15 protein-coding genes are annotated in these 14,455 nt (G+C 61.1%); 8 read left to right on the top strand and 7 right to left on the bottom strand.

The annotated features are described in order from the left end of the window. Positions 1-142: 142 nt before the first annotated feature. Both ACR0J1_RS01960 and ACR0J1_RS01955 read right to left on the bottom strand, forming a co-directional pair. Positions 143-1,372 carry a sigma-54-dependent transcriptional regulator gene (locus ACR0J1_RS01960; protein WP_480729821.1) on the bottom strand — a complete coding sequence of 410 codons (1,230 nt, stop codon included), beginning with the start codon at positions 1,370-1,372 and terminating at the stop codon, positions 143-145. Continuing rightward, positions 1,369-3,102 carry a sensor histidine kinase gene (locus ACR0J1_RS01955; protein ID WP_480729823.1) on the bottom strand — a complete coding sequence of 578 codons (1,734 nt, stop codon included), beginning with the start codon at positions 3,100-3,102 and terminating at the stop codon, positions 1,369-1,371. The genes ACR0J1_RS01960 and ACR0J1_RS01955 overlap by 4 nt, the downstream gene beginning before the upstream one ends. Positions 3,103-3,149: 47 nt before the next feature. On the opposite strand from ACR0J1_RS01955, the gene ACR0J1_RS01950 reads away from it, so the two are divergent. After that, positions 3,150-4,331 (top strand): cytochrome P450, encoded by a 1,182-nt coding sequence (locus ACR0J1_RS01950; protein ID WP_480729825.1) that lies wholly within the window; start codon positions 3,150-3,152, stop codon positions 4,329-4,331. A gap of 150 nt (positions 4,332-4,481) precedes the next feature. Here the strand turns inward: ACR0J1_RS01950 and ACR0J1_RS01945 are convergent, their stop codons facing one another. Further along, complete coding sequence (locus ACR0J1_RS01945) at positions 4,482-4,961, bottom strand: Lrp/AsnC family transcriptional regulator (protein WP_480729827.1); 480 nt, start codon at positions 4,959-4,961, stop codon at positions 4,482-4,484. Positions 4,962-5,137: 176 nt separating this feature from the next. On the opposite strand from ACR0J1_RS01945, the gene ACR0J1_RS01940 reads away from it, so the two are divergent. The 6 genes from ACR0J1_RS01940 (at position 5,138) to infC (ending at position 9,982) form a co-directional block, all read left to right on the top strand. After that, positions 5,138-5,452 (top strand): DUF2849 domain-containing protein, encoded by a 315-nt coding sequence (locus ACR0J1_RS01940; protein ID WP_480729828.1) that lies wholly within the window; start codon positions 5,138-5,140, stop codon positions 5,450-5,452. A 63-nt stretch (positions 5,453-5,515) separates the two neighbouring features. Further along, positions 5,516-7,180: a nitrite/sulfite reductase gene (locus ACR0J1_RS01935; RefSeq protein WP_480729830.1), complete on the top strand. Its 1,665-nt coding sequence runs from the start codon at positions 5,516-5,518 to the stop codon at positions 7,178-7,180. Further along, positions 7,170-7,931, top strand: coding sequence for a phosphoadenylyl-sulfate reductase (locus tag ACR0J1_RS01930; protein WP_480729831.1), 762 nt, complete (start codon positions 7,170-7,172; stop codon positions 7,929-7,931). The genes ACR0J1_RS01935 and ACR0J1_RS01930 overlap by 11 nt, the downstream gene beginning before the upstream one ends. Beyond that, positions 7,928-8,335 carry a DUF934 domain-containing protein gene (locus ACR0J1_RS01925; RefSeq protein WP_480729833.1) on the top strand — a complete coding sequence of 136 codons (408 nt, stop codon included), beginning with the start codon at positions 7,928-7,930 and terminating at the stop codon, positions 8,333-8,335. The genes ACR0J1_RS01930 and ACR0J1_RS01925 overlap by 4 nt, the downstream gene beginning before the upstream one ends. A 107-nt stretch (positions 8,336-8,442) precedes the next feature. Continuing rightward, positions 8,443-9,276 (top strand): ferredoxin--NADP reductase, encoded by an 834-nt coding sequence (locus tag ACR0J1_RS01920; RefSeq protein ID WP_480729834.1) that lies wholly within the window; start codon positions 8,443-8,445, stop codon positions 9,274-9,276. 115 nt (positions 9,277-9,391) lie between these two features. After that, a complete protein-coding gene (gene infC, locus ACR0J1_RS01915; RefSeq protein WP_480752339.1) occupies positions 9,392-9,982 on the top strand; it encodes a translation initiation factor IF-3 in 591 nt (196 codons plus the stop codon). A gap of 51 nt (positions 9,983-10,033) precedes the next feature. Here infC and ACR0J1_RS01910 read toward each other — a convergent pair whose 3' ends face one another. From ACR0J1_RS01910 to ACR0J1_RS01900, 3 genes are all read right to left on the bottom strand, one after another. Beyond that, complete coding sequence (locus tag ACR0J1_RS01910; protein WP_480729836.1) at positions 10,034-10,420, bottom strand: hypothetical protein; 387 nt, start codon at positions 10,418-10,420, stop codon at positions 10,034-10,036. A gap of 78 nt (positions 10,421-10,498) precedes the next feature. After that, on the bottom strand, positions 10,499-11,815 hold the full coding sequence (locus tag ACR0J1_RS01905) for an aspartate aminotransferase family protein (protein WP_480729838.1): 1,317 nt from the start codon (positions 11,813-11,815) through the stop codon (positions 10,499-10,501). Further along, entirely contained in the window at positions 11,812-12,585 is a 774-nt protein-coding gene (locus ACR0J1_RS01900) for a beta-keto acid cleavage family enzyme (RefSeq protein ID WP_480734476.1), read from the bottom strand. The genes ACR0J1_RS01905 and ACR0J1_RS01900 overlap by 4 nt, the downstream gene beginning before the upstream one ends. Before the next feature lie 89 nt (positions 12,586-12,674). Between ACR0J1_RS01900 and ACR0J1_RS01895 the strand changes: the two genes are divergently transcribed. Continuing rightward, complete coding sequence (locus tag ACR0J1_RS01895) at positions 12,675-13,574, top strand: MurR/RpiR family transcriptional regulator (protein ID WP_480729842.1); 900 nt, start codon at positions 12,675-12,677, stop codon at positions 13,572-13,574. 48 nt (positions 13,575-13,622) lie between these two features. Here the strand turns inward: ACR0J1_RS01895 and ACR0J1_RS01890 are convergent, their stop codons facing one another. Continuing rightward, the gene (locus tag ACR0J1_RS01890; RefSeq protein ID WP_480729843.1) at positions 13,623-14,414 is read right to left on the bottom strand and encodes an FAD binding domain-containing protein; all 792 of its coding nucleotides are present in this window, start codon (positions 14,412-14,414) and stop codon (positions 13,623-13,625) included. Between the last annotated feature and the right edge of the window lie 41 nt (positions 14,415-14,455).

Raw genomic sequence — 14,455 nt, 5'->3', positions numbered from 1 at the left:
CGCCACGCCCTGTGCGGATTTCCGCACAGATTCCGAATCAAACCCGCGAATCGGACCATGTCCAACCGCAGCCCGCCCCGGCGGGCTGCTCGGCCCAACGGTCTTGATGGCATGACAATGCCGGCAAAACCGGCGGGAGCCCCTACCTGCGGTAATCCTCGGGCCGGATCTGATAGCGCGCCAGCTTGTCATAGAAGGTCTTGCGCGGAAGCTTCAGCGCCTTGGCCGCCTCAGAGGCGCGGCCATTGTGCCGCCCCAGCGCCGCGATCAAAAGGGATCGTTCGACCCGGGCCATCTGCTCAGTCAGGCCCTGATCCGCCGCTTGCCCCACCTCTTCCGGCATCCCCAGCACGAACCGCATCGCCGCCGACATCAGCGACCGCGCATTTCCCGGCCAGTCCTGCGCCATCAACGCCGCCAGATGCTCGGGCGTGATCTGCGGCTCGGCAATCCCCGCCTGCTCGGCCGCCTGCGCCACGTAGTGCCGGAAGATCACCGGAATATCCTCGGGTCGTTCGGCCAGCGACGGGATGCGCACACGCATCACATCCAGACGATAGAACAGATCGGCGTTGAACCGTCCCTGCGCGCAAAGCTCCGACAGGTCTGCCGTCGTCCCGGCGACAATACGCGCGTCCGAGCCCTGCTCGATCAGTTCCAGTGCTGCATATTGCGTGGCGTCAGACATGGCCGAGACCTCATCCAGAAACAGCGACCCGCCCGAGGCGTCCTCGCACCCCCGGCGCAACTCCTCCGCCGTCAGCCCGGACGCCGGCCGTTTGACAAACGGCCCTTGCCCGACCGGCGACATCAGATGCACAACCTCCGCCACTTTCGAGATTCCGCTGCCCGCGGGTCCGGTCACCAATACCTCGGCCCGGGTCGGGGCCACGGCGCGCACCCGTTCTCGCAGGGTTTCGGCCTGTTCGGACAACCCAAACAGCATCCGCGCCGCAGGGTCACCGCGCTCAAGCTCGCTTTTCTGTCTACGCAGTTGCAGAACCTCGGCGCGGGCCGAGAAGGCGCGTTCCAGGACCGACAGAAGATCGGCAGCCGCGCAGGGTTTTTCCAGAAAATCAAACGCACCCTGCCCCATGGCCTGCACAGCCATCGGGATATCGCCTTCGCCCGTCAACAGGATCACCGGCAAGTCCGGATCGACCTCGCGCGCATAGTTCAGCAGATGAAACCCGTCCCGCCCCGGCATCCGGATGTCCGAGACAATCACCCCGTCAAAGTCATGCCGGATGTGATCCTTCGCCGCCACAAAAGACCCCGCAGGCACGGGTTCATAGTCAGCCAGTTCCAGCGTCTGCGCCAAGGCCTCGCGCACCGCCGCATCATCATCCACCAAAAGAACCTTACGGATCATGTCGACCTGTCCTCATCCCACGGTTCAAGTTCCACGGTGAACTCGGCCCCGTCTTCGGTGTTCGCGCCACGGATATCGCCCCCGAAACTCTGCACCAGCCCGTAGGAAATGGACAGGCCCAGCCCCATGCCCTCCGATGTACCGACGGTCTTTGTGGTATAGAAGGGCTCGAAGACCCGATCCGGGTCCTCGATACCGGGACCCGTATCCCGGACCGAGACCCGGATACGCGCGCCATCCTCCAACAAGATCGAAATCCGCCGCGTCTGCTGATCGGCCATGGCGTCGGCGGCGTTGTTGATCAGGTTGACGAAAACCTGCCCCAGACGCACCTCGCCGCCCCATGCATAGACCTCGGCCTCGGGCGGCGACCAGTCCAGCGTGACACCTTCGTCCCGCAGCCGGGCCCCGGTCAGTTCCACCGCCGCGTTCAGCACCTGCACCAGATCGACCCGCCCCATCGGCTCGCTTTCGTTGCGGGCAAAGGCGCGCAGGTTCTTGATGATCCGGGCCATGCGGGCCGCCATGTCCGAGATGCGACCCAAATTTTCACCCGCCTTCTCACCCTTGCCCCGCTGCAAAAAGGCCGAGCCGTTATCCGCAAACTGCCGGATCGCCATCAGCGGCTGGTTCAGTTCATGGCTTATCCCTGCAGACATCTTGCCCAACGCGCTCAGCTTTCCGGCCTGCACCAGATCAGCCTGCGCCTGTTTCAGTGCCGCCTCAGCTTCCTGCCGTTCCGTAACCTCGCGCCGCAAGGCAGAGTTTGCCGCCGTCAGCGCCCGTGTGCGCTGCGCGACACGGCTTTCCAGCACGGCATTGGCCTGCGCCAACGTTCGGCGACGTTCTGAGGCCAGAAACAACAGCGCACCAAAGGCAAAGCAAATCGCCGCCACCGCTGCCGCCTGCAACCCGGCCAGGCGCCGCGCCGGGGCGACGTCCACCAGAACTTCGGCGGTCATGTCGATCACCGGCAATGCCAGCGTCAGATGCAGCGCCCGGCGCGGAAAATAGCGACCCCACCCCAGCCGCCACAACTCGTGCTCGCCCACACGGGTCGAGGCGAAATCGACCACCTGCCCGTCCGGCGGCGTCAAACCCAACTGCCCGTCGACGCGCTGCCAGAACAGCAGATCCGACCGGTTCGAGATAAAGACGATCCCATCGGGATCGACGAAAAACACCGCCTCGGTGCTGCCGCGCCAGGTCTGTTCCACATCCTGCACATCAGCAACAACCATCATCGCGCCCCTGACCTGACCGGCAGCGCCAAAGGCCGGGGCGACATAAGAATAAATCCGATCCCCACTATCCTGCAGCACCCCATGCGCGCTGCCCAACGCGCCCTGCAAGGCCCGCTCGAACGCGGGATGCCCGGCCATGTCGAGTTGCCCGGCGGGCTGCGCCGAAACCAGGACCTGCCCCTGGGCATCTAGATAGATCGCGTTGACCGCGGCAGTCTTATCGGCCACGTCCAGAAGCACTGCTTGCGCTGCCTGACGTTGCGCCGGGGTCTCAAGCACCCGCAGGGTCGGATGATCCGCCAACAGCACCGCGACCTCCTGATAGACCTGCATCTGCGTACTCAACCGGTCGGCGGCCAGCTCGAGATCGGCCTCAGCCTGCTGGCTCAGCTGCGTCAGGGCCTGACGATAGCCATAGGTCCAGACGGCAGATGACAGTAAACCTACCGCGCAAAGGAATCCGACAATGATCCAAACCCGTTGCATATGTTAGGGTCTTGCATTCAGAACGACTCGTGGCAAGTCTGCACCGCATGAAGATGCTGACCCAATCCCCCACCGATCCCGCCTTCGTGCAAAACCCCTATCCTTTCTACGACAGCGCCCGCCAGTTCGGGGATCTCGTCTTTTGGCAGGACTACGACATGGTCGCCGCCGTCTCGCACCGCGCCGTTCACGCCTTGCTGCGCGACCGCCGCTTCGGGCGCGAGGTCCCGCCCGAGCTTGCGCAACCCGGCCCCGATCACCTGGCACCCTGGCTCGATGTCGAGGCGCATTCGATGCTCGAACTTGAGCCGCCCCGGCACACCCGCCTGCGTGCGCTGGTGGTCCGCGCCTTCACGTCCCGCGCCATCGCCGCGCTCGCCCCTTCTATCGAAACCCTATGCCACGAATTGGTCGGCCGGTTTCCCAGCGACCCTTTCGACCTTCTGCAGGCCTATTGCACACAGGTGCCCGTGATCACCATCTGCCGGCTACTGGGCGTGCCGACAGACATGGCACCGCAACTTCTGAACTGGTCGCACGCAATGGTCGCCATGTATCAGGCCAGCCGAACGCGTCAGACCGAAGACGCTGCCGCCATCGCCTCGACCGAGTTCACTCGCTTTCTCGAAGGCTACATCGAAACCCGCAGGAAAGACCCGCGCGACGATCTGATCACCCGCCTGATCGCCGCCGAGGAGGATGGCGACAGGCTGACACGTGAGGAACTCATCACAACGTGCATCCTGCTGCTGAACGCCGGCCATGAGGCAACCGTTCATGCCATCGGCAACGGCGTGAAGACCATCCTGACCACCGCAGCGCAGGATCGGATCACATCTCCCGAGACAATCGACACCGCAATCGAAGAGATCCTGCGCTTTGACCCGCCCCTGCATATGTTCACGCGCTACGCCTATGAGGATGTCGAACTGTTCGGGCACCGGTTCACGCGTGGCCAAGAGGTCGCCCTGCTTCTGGGCGCGGCCAATCGTGATCCAAATATCTGGCCATCACCCAACACCTTTGACCCAGCCCGCCCGGTCAGCGCCAACACCAGCTTCGGCGGAGGGCTGCATTTCTGCGTAGGTGCCCCCCTTGCGCGCCTCGAAATGCGGATAGCCCTGCCCATTCTGTTCAGCAGATGCCCCGGCCTGCACCTCGCGGAAAGACCCCGCTATTCCAACAGCTATCATTTTCACGGCCTGACCGAGCTGAGAGTCTGCACCTGAGACAACCAAATCGCGCGTGCCGCGCGATGCCTCCGGCGGGGATATTTGTAGCCAGATGAAGACTGGATCCCCTGCTTCATCTGGCTATAAATATCCCGGGGGAGCCGCCCAACGGGTGGCGGGGGCAGGGCCCCCTCTCCAATCGACGGGTCAGGCCACACTTGCCGAATTCAGGGGCAACATCGTAGTGGATTTGATTTCTTCCATCGATAGGAGTGCGGTGACATTGTGTACGCGGACTTCGGATATCAATGTCTGGTAGAACGCATCATAGGCCCGGGCGTTCCGGACGCGTACTTTGAGAATGTAGTCGATGTCCCCTGCCAACCGGTGCGCCTCCTGTACCTCAGGACGGTCTCGCAGGGCTTTGAGAAACTTTTTTTGCCATTCCGCCTCATGCTCAGATGTACGGATCAGCACAAAGAACGTCGCCTCGAATCCCAGCGCCTCGGCATCGAGAAGGACGGTCTGCTGACCGATCACCCCGGCTCCTCTCAGCTTGCGAATGCGATTCCAGACCGGGGTCTTGGAACTGCCGACGCGGGCGGCGATTTCGTCGAGTGACTGGCTTGCATCCCGCTGCAACTCGGTCAGAATTTTCCGATCCGTCTCGTCGATACGCACCGACATTCCACATTCTCCTTCAATTCAGAACATGGGTTCCACCGTGGCCACGTGATGGAACATACGTTCTTATTTTCCAAGACATATAGCGTCTAGTCGGGATAATTTCCTATATTGAGCAACAAGTCAAACGACCGAAATCACACGGCAGCGACGCCTGCAAATAACGAGGACCTTGCCTGATGCCCCGCGCTTTTACACCCAAAGTGGTCACAGCCAACGACCTGCTGGAAGGCGACGTGATCTATCTGACCGATGATGACCGGTGGTCGCGTGAGCTTTCGGAGGCTGAATTGATCACCGACGAGGCCCACGCACAACTTCGCCTGCTGGATGCCGAGCGTCAGGTCAACCGTATTGTCGGTGCCTACCTCGCCGATGCCGTCGCCGGGGACAACGGCCCTGAGCCCACCCATTTCCGGGAAGACTTCCGCCGCACTGGTCCGTCCAACTATGCCCATGGCAAACAGGAAACTTCCCCGCAGCCCCGGGCCTGATCACAGGCTCTCTCCCCTCTTCAATGCCCCAAGGTTCGGGGCTGCAACTAAGGACAGCTAATCATGTATCGCTACTCCGAGTTCGACACAGCATTTTTGGCAGAACGTAACGCGCAGTTCCGGGCACAGGTCGAGCGCCGCATTGACGGCTCGTTGACCGAGGATGAATTCAAGCCGCTGCGCCTGATGAACGGCCTGTATCTGCAGTTGCACGCGTACATGCTGCGGGTTGCCATTCCCTATGGCACGCTCTCCAGCGCGCAGATGCGCCAACTGGCCCTTTTGGCCGAGAAGTGGGACAAGGGCTATGGCCATTTCACCACCCGCCAGAACATCCAGTACAACTGGCCCAAGCTGAACGACGTGCCGGATATGCTGGACGCGCTGGCCGAGGTCGGCATGCACGCCATTCAGACCAGTGGCAACACTATCCGCAACGTGACCGCAGACCATTTCGCCGGTGCTGCTGCCGATGAGGTCGCCGATCCCCGCCCCTATGCCGAGTTGCTGCGCCAGTGGTCGACCGATCACCCGGAATTCCAGTTCATGCCGCGCAAGTTCAAGATCGCCATCACCGGCTCAGAAAACGACCGTGCTGTGATCAAGGCGCACGACATCGGCCTGCAACTGGTCGAGCGTGATGGTATCCTAGGTGCCCGCGTTATTGTCGGTGGCGGTCTGGGCCGCACCCCGATGATCGGCAAGGAGCTGTCCGAATTCGTCGCCTTTGACGACCTGCTGGCTTATCTCGAAGCCACCGTCTCGGTGTGGAATCAAATCGGCCGCCGCGACAATAAGTATAAGGCGCGCATCAAGATCACCGTGCACGAGCACGGCATCGACGCAATCCGCGCCAAGGTCAATGAGCGCTTCTTGCAAGTCCGCCCGCAATTCAAAGGCGCGGACATGAACCTGTTGGAAGAGATCAAGGGCCACTTTGCCGCCCCCGCCTTCCGCGAAGGTTCTGTTGCGTCGTTCGAAAGCGCCTATACCAACGATCCGGTGTTCCGTTCGTGGGTCGACATCAACATCGCGCCGCACAAGAACGCGGACCACGCGATCGTGACGATCTCGATCAAGAAGCACGGCGCGACGCCGGGCGATGCGACCGCTGAACAGATGCGCGTCATGGCTGATCTGGCCGAAGAGTTCGCCTATGACGAGTTGCGCATCAGCCATGAGCAGAACGTGATCCTGCCGCATGTCCACAAATCAGACCTGCCCGCGATCCATGCCAAGCTGAAGGAATACGAACTGGCCACCGCTAATATCGGCCTGATCAGCGACATCATCGCCTGCCCCGGCATGGATTACTGCGCGCTGGCCACTGCGCGTTCGATCCCGGTTGCGCAGGAAATCGCGACCCGGTTTGAAGACCTGAAGCTTGAGCATGATATCGGCCACCTGAAGATCAAGATCTCAGGCTGCATCAACGCGTGCGGGCACCACCACGTTGGTCACATCGGCATTCTGGGTCTGGATCGTGCAGGCGTTGAAAACTACCAGATCACTCTGGGCGGCGATGGCACCGAGACTGCAGCCATTGGCGACCGCACCGGTCCGGGCTTTGCCTATGATGAGATTGTTCCCGCCGTGGAACGCATCGTCGACACCTATCTGGAGCAACGCGAAAGCGCCGAAGAAGAATTCCTGCAGACCTATCGCCGTGTCGGCATGGCCCCGTTCAAAGCAGCCCTCTACCCCGAGGCGCAGGCGAATGCCGCTTGATCTGATCCAGACCGAACTGGGCAAGGACCGCAGCGAACTGACCGAAAGGGTCGAGGCGCTGAACACCCGGTTCCGGCACCACTCGGCGCATGACGTCATGCACGGTGCCCTTGAGGAGATCGACGCGCTTGCGCTGGTCTCAAGCTTTGGCGCGGAATCAGTAGTGTTGCTGCATATGGCCGCCGTGGTCGACAAGATGACGCCGGTGCTGTTCGTCGATACTCAGATGCTGTTCACTGAAACGCTGGAATACCAGCAAGAGGTCAGTGAGCGCCTGGGCCTGAAAAACGTCCAGATCATCCGCGCCGAGGATGACGACGTGCAGCGCGAAGACCCCTATGGCGCATTGCGCCTGCAGGATACGGATGCCTGCTGCAACCTGCGCAAGACCTTTCCGCTGCAAAAGGCGCTATCGGGCTATTGCGGCTGGATTACCGGGCGCAAGCGATTTCAGGCGGGCACCCGCGCGGCGCTTGAGTTCTTTGAAGTCGAGGACGGCACGGGCCGCATCAAGGTCAATCCGCTGGCTCATTGGGCCCCCGAGGACGTCCGCGCCTATATGGAAGAAAACAACTTGCCCCGGCATCCACTGGTGGCGAAAGGTTATCCTTCGATTGGCTGTGCGCCCTGCACCTCGCCGGTCAAGGAAGGCGAAGACCCCCGCGCCGGACGCTGGCGCGATCAAAACAAGGAAGAGTGCGGCATCCATTTTGTCGATGGCAAGATGGTGCGCGCCGGAGAGAAAACATGAACGTAATCGTATCTGATGCGGGTTTTGCGCCCGATGACTGGACCGACGGCTATGTCACCCTTGAGGACGCAGCCAATGACGTGGTCGCGCTGGATGTCGCCTCGGACACTGACCCAGATGAGCTTGTCGAACGTCTGGGCAGTGCCAAGATGGTGCGCGTGAACTTTCCGTCTTCGGCAGATGGGCGCGGCTTTACCATCGCGCGCATCTTGCGTCTGAAAGGCTATACCGGCCGTTTGCGCGCCAAGGGTCATGTGCTGGCTGACCAGTACGCCATGGCCCGGCGCAGCGGTTTTGACGAGGTTGAAATCGACGACGTCTTGGCCGCGCGGCAACCGGAAGATCAGTGGCTGGCCCGTGCGAACTGGAAAGATCATAGCTATCAGGCCCGCCTGCGCGGCTAACGCCGTCGTCGCCAGCTTTTGAAACGCAAGGGGCAATCTGTCCCTTTTCCTGACTTGGATCAAAGATTAAACGGAGATGTCGGTTTACCCAACCGACAGGTACAACGATGACAGAGATGAAGCCCGTGAGTGAAGCCACCGCCGTAAAGGCCCCCGTCCTGCCCGACGCCCAGACCGTCACAGACGTAAAGCACTGGACCGACCGGCTGTTCTCGTTCAAGGTCACGCGCCCGCAAACGCTGCGGTTCCGTTCGGGTGAGTTTGTGATGATCGGTCTGTTGGGCGACAATGGAAAACCGCTGCTGCGGGCTTATTCGATCGCGTCGCCCTCGTGGGACGAGGAACTGGAGTTCTACTCGATCAAGGTGCAGGACGGCCCTCTGACCTCGAAGCTGCAGCACATCCAGCCCGGCGATCAGATCATCCTGCGCCCCAAACCGGTCGGCACTTTGGTCCATGACGCCCTGCTGCCCGGCAAGCGCATCTGGTTCTTTGCCACTGGCACCGGCTTTGCGCCCTTCGCCTCGCTGCTGCGCGAGCCGCAGACCTATGAGGATTACGACGAGGTGATCATCACCCACACCTGCCGCGATGTGGCCGAGTTGGACTATGGCCGTGAATTGATCGAAAACGTCCGTAACGACGAATTGCTGGCCGAACTGATCGGTGAAGGATTTGCCGACAAGATCCGCTATTACCCCACCACCACGCGGGAACAGAGCCCCAAGATGGGCCGTATCACCACCCTGCTGCAGGACGGCACGGTCTTTGCCGATCTGGGCATCGAAGGCGGCATATGCCCCCAAAATGACCGCGCCATGGTCTGCGGCAGCCTGGCCTTCAACCACGATATCAAGGCGATCCTCGAAGAGTTCGGCTTGCGCGAAGGCGCAAATTCCGAGCCCAAAGAGTTCGTGATCGAGAAGGCCTTTGTCGGCTGAACCGGTTTGCCGGTCGCGTCTTTGGGCGTCGAACCGGCAAAAACGCCGGTAATTCATGGAAATTTTCATGCGGCTGCGATTTATGCCGCTTGAAACACCTGCCAGCCCGGTCTAAATTCCGGGCTCGAAATTCTGCAATCATCAAAGGAATGAACCCATAGCCCGCAGACCTCACAACGCGCCGCCGCAGCGAGACACCGGACCGCGCGTCAACGACAAGATCCGTGCCCCCGAAATTCGCCTGATTGGCGCCGAAGGTGAAAATGTCGGGGTGGTTCATCCCGCCAAAGCCATGCAGATGGCCGCCGATGTCGGCCTCGATCTGGTCGAGATTTCGCCAAACGCGAACCCGCCTGTCTGCAAAATCATGGATTTCGGCAAGTTCAAGTACGAACAGCAGAAACGCGAAAGCGAAGCCCGCAAGAAACAAAAGATCATCGAGGTGAAAGAGGTCAAGTTCCGGCCCAACACCGACACGCATGATTATGACGTCAAGATGCGCAACGTGTTCAAGTTTCTCGAGAACGGCGACAAGGTCAAAGTCACTCTGCGTTTCCGTGGGCGCGAGATGGCGCACCAAAACCTAGGGCGTGAGTTGCTGGAACGCGTGGCCGAAGACGTCAAAGAACTGGGCAAGATCGAGAACATGCCCAAGATGGAAGGCCGCCAGATGATCATGATGATCGGACCTCTTCCGCAGAAATAAGCGCTTATCTCAGCGTTTACGAAGGCTCCGCCGCTCTGGCCGGGGCCTTTTTCATGCCTTGTCGCGTTTCAACCAAAGTACCGCATCGCGCAGGTCGAACGCCAGCGAGATCACGTCGACCACAACCAGCAGCATCAGCGCCGAGGCATAAGCCGGGGACAGATCGCCCCCATCTTGAAGCACATAGGCCACCAGCACGACGAGCGGCACCCAGCACAGGAGATGCGGCAAGGCCATCGCCCGCGACATGCCCCGTGCAACCAGCATGATCGGAATGTTCAACGCCATGCCCATCACCGCCAGCGCCGCAATCGGCCAACCATAAGGCTGATCAACAAAAGCCAGCGGCATCAGGTTCACCGGCACCAAAATGAGCGCGACCCAGACTTGAACCCAAAGCGGCAGGTCCCGGAAACTCGACCAGATATCTCGCACCATACGCGGGGACCTTTCGACGTGTTCAATGCACCAACCCTACAGGGTTAGCCCCGCACCGGCAGACCTGTCACGGCATTGTCAGATCACACTAGCCATCGCGCGCGCCAGCTTGGCGACCAATTCGTCGATCTGCGCGTCTTCGATGATGAACGGAGGTGCCAGAAGGATATGATCGCCCTGCCGCCCGTCGCGCGTGCCGGACATCGGATAACAGATCAGCCCCTCGTTGAAAGCAGCCTTCTTGATCTTGCCCGCAACTCCAAGCGCCGGGTCGAACGGAGCCTTCGTCTCGCGATCTGCCACCAGTTCCAGGCCCCGGAACAGGCCGCGCCCGCGAATATCCCCGACATTTGGATGCTGGCCGAAGGTCGCGGTCAACGCCGATCGCAGATTCTCACCCATCCGCGCCGCGCGCGCGGGCAGGTCTTTCCCGGTCAGTTCGGTCACAACGGCCAAAGCCGCCGCCGTTGCAACCGGATGTCCGACATAGGTATGACCGTGCTGGAAGAACCCCGTTCCATCCCGGATCGCATCATAGATCCGGCCCGAGCACATCATCGCCCCAATCGGCTGATACCCGGCACCCAAGCCTTTGGCGATGCACAAAATATCCGGCACCACATCATCAAAGTCGCAGGCAAACAGGTGCCCGGTGCGCCCCATGCCACACATCACCTCATCCAGAATCAGCAGCACCCCGTACTGGTCGCAAATCTCGCGAATCCGCTTGAAATACCCCTCGACCGCCGGAACCGCGCCCAGCGTTGCACCGACCACCGGCTCGGCCATGAACGCCATGACCGTCTCGGGACCCAGACGCAAAATCTCGGCCTCCAACTCATTGGCGACGCGCTGGCCATAGTCAAAGCTGCTCTCACTCTCTGACTTCTCGGCATACTCATAGCAGGGCGCGATATGCGTCATCTCGATCAGCATCGGCGCAAATTGCGCCCGCCGCCACGCATTACCCCCAGCGGACAAGGCCCCCAGCGTGTTGCCATGATAGCTCTGCCGTCGCGCGATGACATGGCGGCGCGCGGGCTGTCCGGTCTCCAGAAAAAACTGCCGGGCCAGCTTGATCGCCGCCTCGGTCGCCTCGGAGCCGCCCGAAACAAAGTACACCCGATCCAGATCGCCCGGAGCGTGCCTGACCAGCAAATCCGCCAGCGCCTCGGCCGGTTCGGACGTCATGAAACCGGTATGGGCAAAGGCGATCTGTCCAACCTGATCCTGCACGGCCTTGATCACCGCCGCATTAGAATGCCCCAGACAAGACACCGCCGCATCACCGCAATCGAGATAGCGCCGCCCTTCGGCATCGATCAGGTAACAGCCATCACCCCCAACGGCGACCGGCAGGTCCGATTTCGTGTGGCGTGGAAAGACGTGGCTCATGTTTCCGTCCCTTTCAGAAGATCAATCAAAGCGGAAACCGACGCAGCATTATCGGTCCACGCGTCCCCGTTTGCGCTGGTCAGGCTGTTCTCGAACCCCACCCGAACGTCACCGCCGCGTAGCGCGGCGCGCTGAAGACACATATGTTCCTGCGCACCAAAGGCACAGACCATCCACGGGTCCACGCTGCTTGGGAATGCATCCAGATCGTCGGGCACTGACTCCTGCGCGGTCGCATAGCGGCCAAGCACCAACAGACGATCCAGTTGATCGCTATCAACCACACCGCTGTTCTGCCAACGCGTCAAAAGCTCGGCATCCGCCGCGTCGTATAGGATGTGCTGAACCCGCGTCCCCTGATCGGCGCACAGGGCATAGACCCGAGGGGCCAGCTTGGGCGACCGCGCAATTTCTCGCACGGAAATCGAGGCCCATTCCGGATGCACCAGTTGCAGACAGTCGAGCTGCGCCTGAACATCGAAAACACCGGCAGATTCGGTCGTGATCTGAATATCCATCTGCGGCGCGACCTGCCGCAATTCCGCAATCGCCTCACGGTAAAGGCCTGCATCCAACGTATGAGCCCCGGATCGATTCCGCACATGCAGATGAATACCGTCCGCACCTGCGGCATGGCAGGCCCGCGCGGTCTCGACGATTTCAACAATACTGATCGGCAGCGCTGGATGGTCCCCCTGTCCATGCCGCGCCCCGTTTGGCGCGACCAGCACATATGGCAGCGTGTCATATTTGGAAGACGTGTCGGGCATTTTCATTTTCCGCTCTGGTTTCCTCCGATCTATCGCCGACGCGATCGTTTTTAATTTGCTTTCATCAAAACATATGTTTTTCTTGGTCCATGCAGATCAGTCCAAACCTTCTGACCCAGCGCCTGCGTCGGGACATCGACACCCTGCCCCCGCAAATGCAGGCCGCGGCCAAATACGTCATCGACCACCCCGGAGATTTTGGGCTCGACCCCATCCGTGTCACAGCCAGCAAGATCGGGGTCAGCTCAAACGTGCTGGTGCGGTTGGCTGAACGTCTGGGGTTCCACAGCTATGATGCCTTCCGCAAACCCTTCCGCCAGACCCTTGTGACCGACCGCGAGGACCGGCTGGGGCAGGATTGGCTCAACCGGCTGCAGACTCAGGGCCCCTTCGGCGCAGCCCAGGCCGGTTTCGCCCAGAATGAGCTGAACGTGGTCTCTCGTTCGCTGCGCCTGATGGAGCCCGGTTTGGTCGAACGCGCAATCGACTATATGCGATCAGCCAATCGCTGCTTTATCACTGCGACCCGCGCCAGCTATGCGCTGGCTTATTACTTCCACTATGCCGGGCGAATGGCGCATCCGGGATTTCAACTGATCCCACGGCACATGGGCACTGCCATCGACGACCTGCTGGACGCCGATCAGAACGACTGCCTATTCGCGCTGACGGTCCACCCCTATTCATCGGACACTATCCAATCGATTCGATTCGCCCGCGACCGGGGCACCCGGATCATCTTGCTGTCCGACAGCGAGGTCATCGCCCCCGGCGTCGATCCCGATATCATCCTGCCCATCAGCACACGAACCCAACATCACCTCTCAAGCTTTACCGGAGCGATGGCGGTGCTCGAATGCCTGCTGGGTCACCTCTTCGCCGCAGGCGGCCACGCAGCGCGCGACAGGGTCGACCGTTATCAGAAGGCCCGGGAAGATACCGGGGCCTACTGGCAGCCAGCCAAACCACCCAGAATCAGAAACACATGAAAAAGCCCCGGCGAACCGGGGCCTTTGATCGCTCAGGTCGGGGCGCCCTCACATACAGGCTTCGACGGCCCTCTTGGTCATGACGCCAACCAGGTGGGCGCGATACGCCTTGCTGCCATGCAGATCGCCGATCATGTTCGCCGGATTGATCTGCAGATCCATCAACGCATCCGCGCGGAATTCCTTGTCCAACGCCGCCTCGGCCTCGGACCAGCGGAAAACACCGTCTTCGCTGGCGCCAGTGACGGCCACGCGGACACCATCCGCGAACCGCGCCACGTAAACGCCCACCAAAGCAAAGCGCGATGCGGGCTGCAGGAACTTCTGATAGCTCGCCGACTGCGGCACCGGGAAGCGGACCCAGGTGATGATCTCGCCCTCATCCAAAGCCGTCGAGAACATGCCCTGGAAATACTCATCCGCCGCAATCTCGCGCTTGTTGGTCACGATGGTCGCGCCCGAACCCAGAACGCTTGCCGGATAACAGGCCGCCGGATCATTATTGGCCACCGACCCACCAATCGTGCCGCGATTGCGCACCGCTGGATCACCGATCTGCCCCGCCAACGCTGCCAACGCCGGATAAGTCTCCGCCGCCTCGCGCGCGACCGTGGCATGGGTCGTCGCCCCACCAACAGCGACCGAGCCATCATCCTCGACACAAACCCCCTTCATCTCAGCGATCCCACTCAGCGAGACCAGCGCTGACGGCGATGCCAACCGCTGTTTCAGCGTTGGGATCAGCGTCTGCCCCCCGCCCAACGCCTGCGCATCCTCAGCCCCCAACGCGGTAACCGCATCGGCAATGCTCGAGGGCTTCTCAAACTCGAAACTATACATTTCGCATTTTCCTTTCCGAAGAACACGGATCCGTTCTTCAT

The sequence above is a fragment of the Ruegeria sp. CJ3 genome (assembly GCF_056536725.1).
This window is presented reverse-complemented; position numbering and strand designations above follow the sequence as displayed.

Coding starts and splice junctions, on each gene's coding strand:
- ACR0J1_RS01910 (WP_480729836.1), bottom strand. CDS start 10,420: ATGGTGCGAGATATCTGGTCGAGTTTCCGGGACCTGCCGCTTTGGGTT.
- ACR0J1_RS01925 (WP_480729833.1), top strand. CDS start 7,928: ATGAACGTAATCGTATCTGATGCGGGTTTTGCGCCCGATGACTGGACC.
- ACR0J1_RS01960 (WP_480729821.1), bottom strand. CDS start 1,372: ATGATCCGTAAGGTTCTTTTGGTGGATGATGATGCGGCGGTGCGCGAG.
- ACR0J1_RS01940 (WP_480729828.1), top strand. CDS start 5,138: ATGCCCCGCGCTTTTACACCCAAAGTGGTCACAGCCAACGACCTGCTG.
- ACR0J1_RS01930 (WP_480729831.1), top strand. CDS start 7,170: ATGCCGCTTGATCTGATCCAGACCGAACTGGGCAAGGACCGCAGCGAA.
- ACR0J1_RS01890 (WP_480729843.1), bottom strand. CDS start 14,414: ATGTATAGTTTCGAGTTTGAGAAGCCCTCGAGCATTGCCGATGCGGTT.
- ACR0J1_RS01900 (WP_480734476.1), bottom strand. CDS start 12,585: ATGCCCGACACGTCTTCCAAATATGACACGCTGCCATATGTGCTGGTC.
- ACR0J1_RS01920 (WP_480729834.1), top strand. CDS start 8,443: ATGACAGAGATGAAGCCCGTGAGTGAAGCCACCGCCGTAAAGGCCCCC.
- ACR0J1_RS01935 (WP_480729830.1), top strand. CDS start 5,516: ATGTATCGCTACTCCGAGTTCGACACAGCATTTTTGGCAGAACGTAAC.
- ACR0J1_RS01955 (WP_480729823.1), bottom strand. CDS start 3,102: ATGCAACGGGTTTGGATCATTGTCGGATTCCTTTGCGCGGTAGGTTTA.
- ACR0J1_RS01895 (WP_480729842.1), top strand. CDS start 12,675: ATGCAGATCAGTCCAAACCTTCTGACCCAGCGCCTGCGTCGGGACATC.
- ACR0J1_RS01945 (WP_480729827.1), bottom strand. CDS start 4,961: ATGTCGGTGCGTATCGACGAGACGGATCGGAAAATTCTGACCGAGTTG.
- ACR0J1_RS01950 (WP_480729825.1), top strand. CDS start 3,150: ATGAAGATGCTGACCCAATCCCCCACCGATCCCGCCTTCGTGCAAAAC.
- ACR0J1_RS01905 (WP_480729838.1), bottom strand. CDS start 11,815: ATGAGCCACGTCTTTCCACGCCACACGAAATCGGACCTGCCGGTCGCC.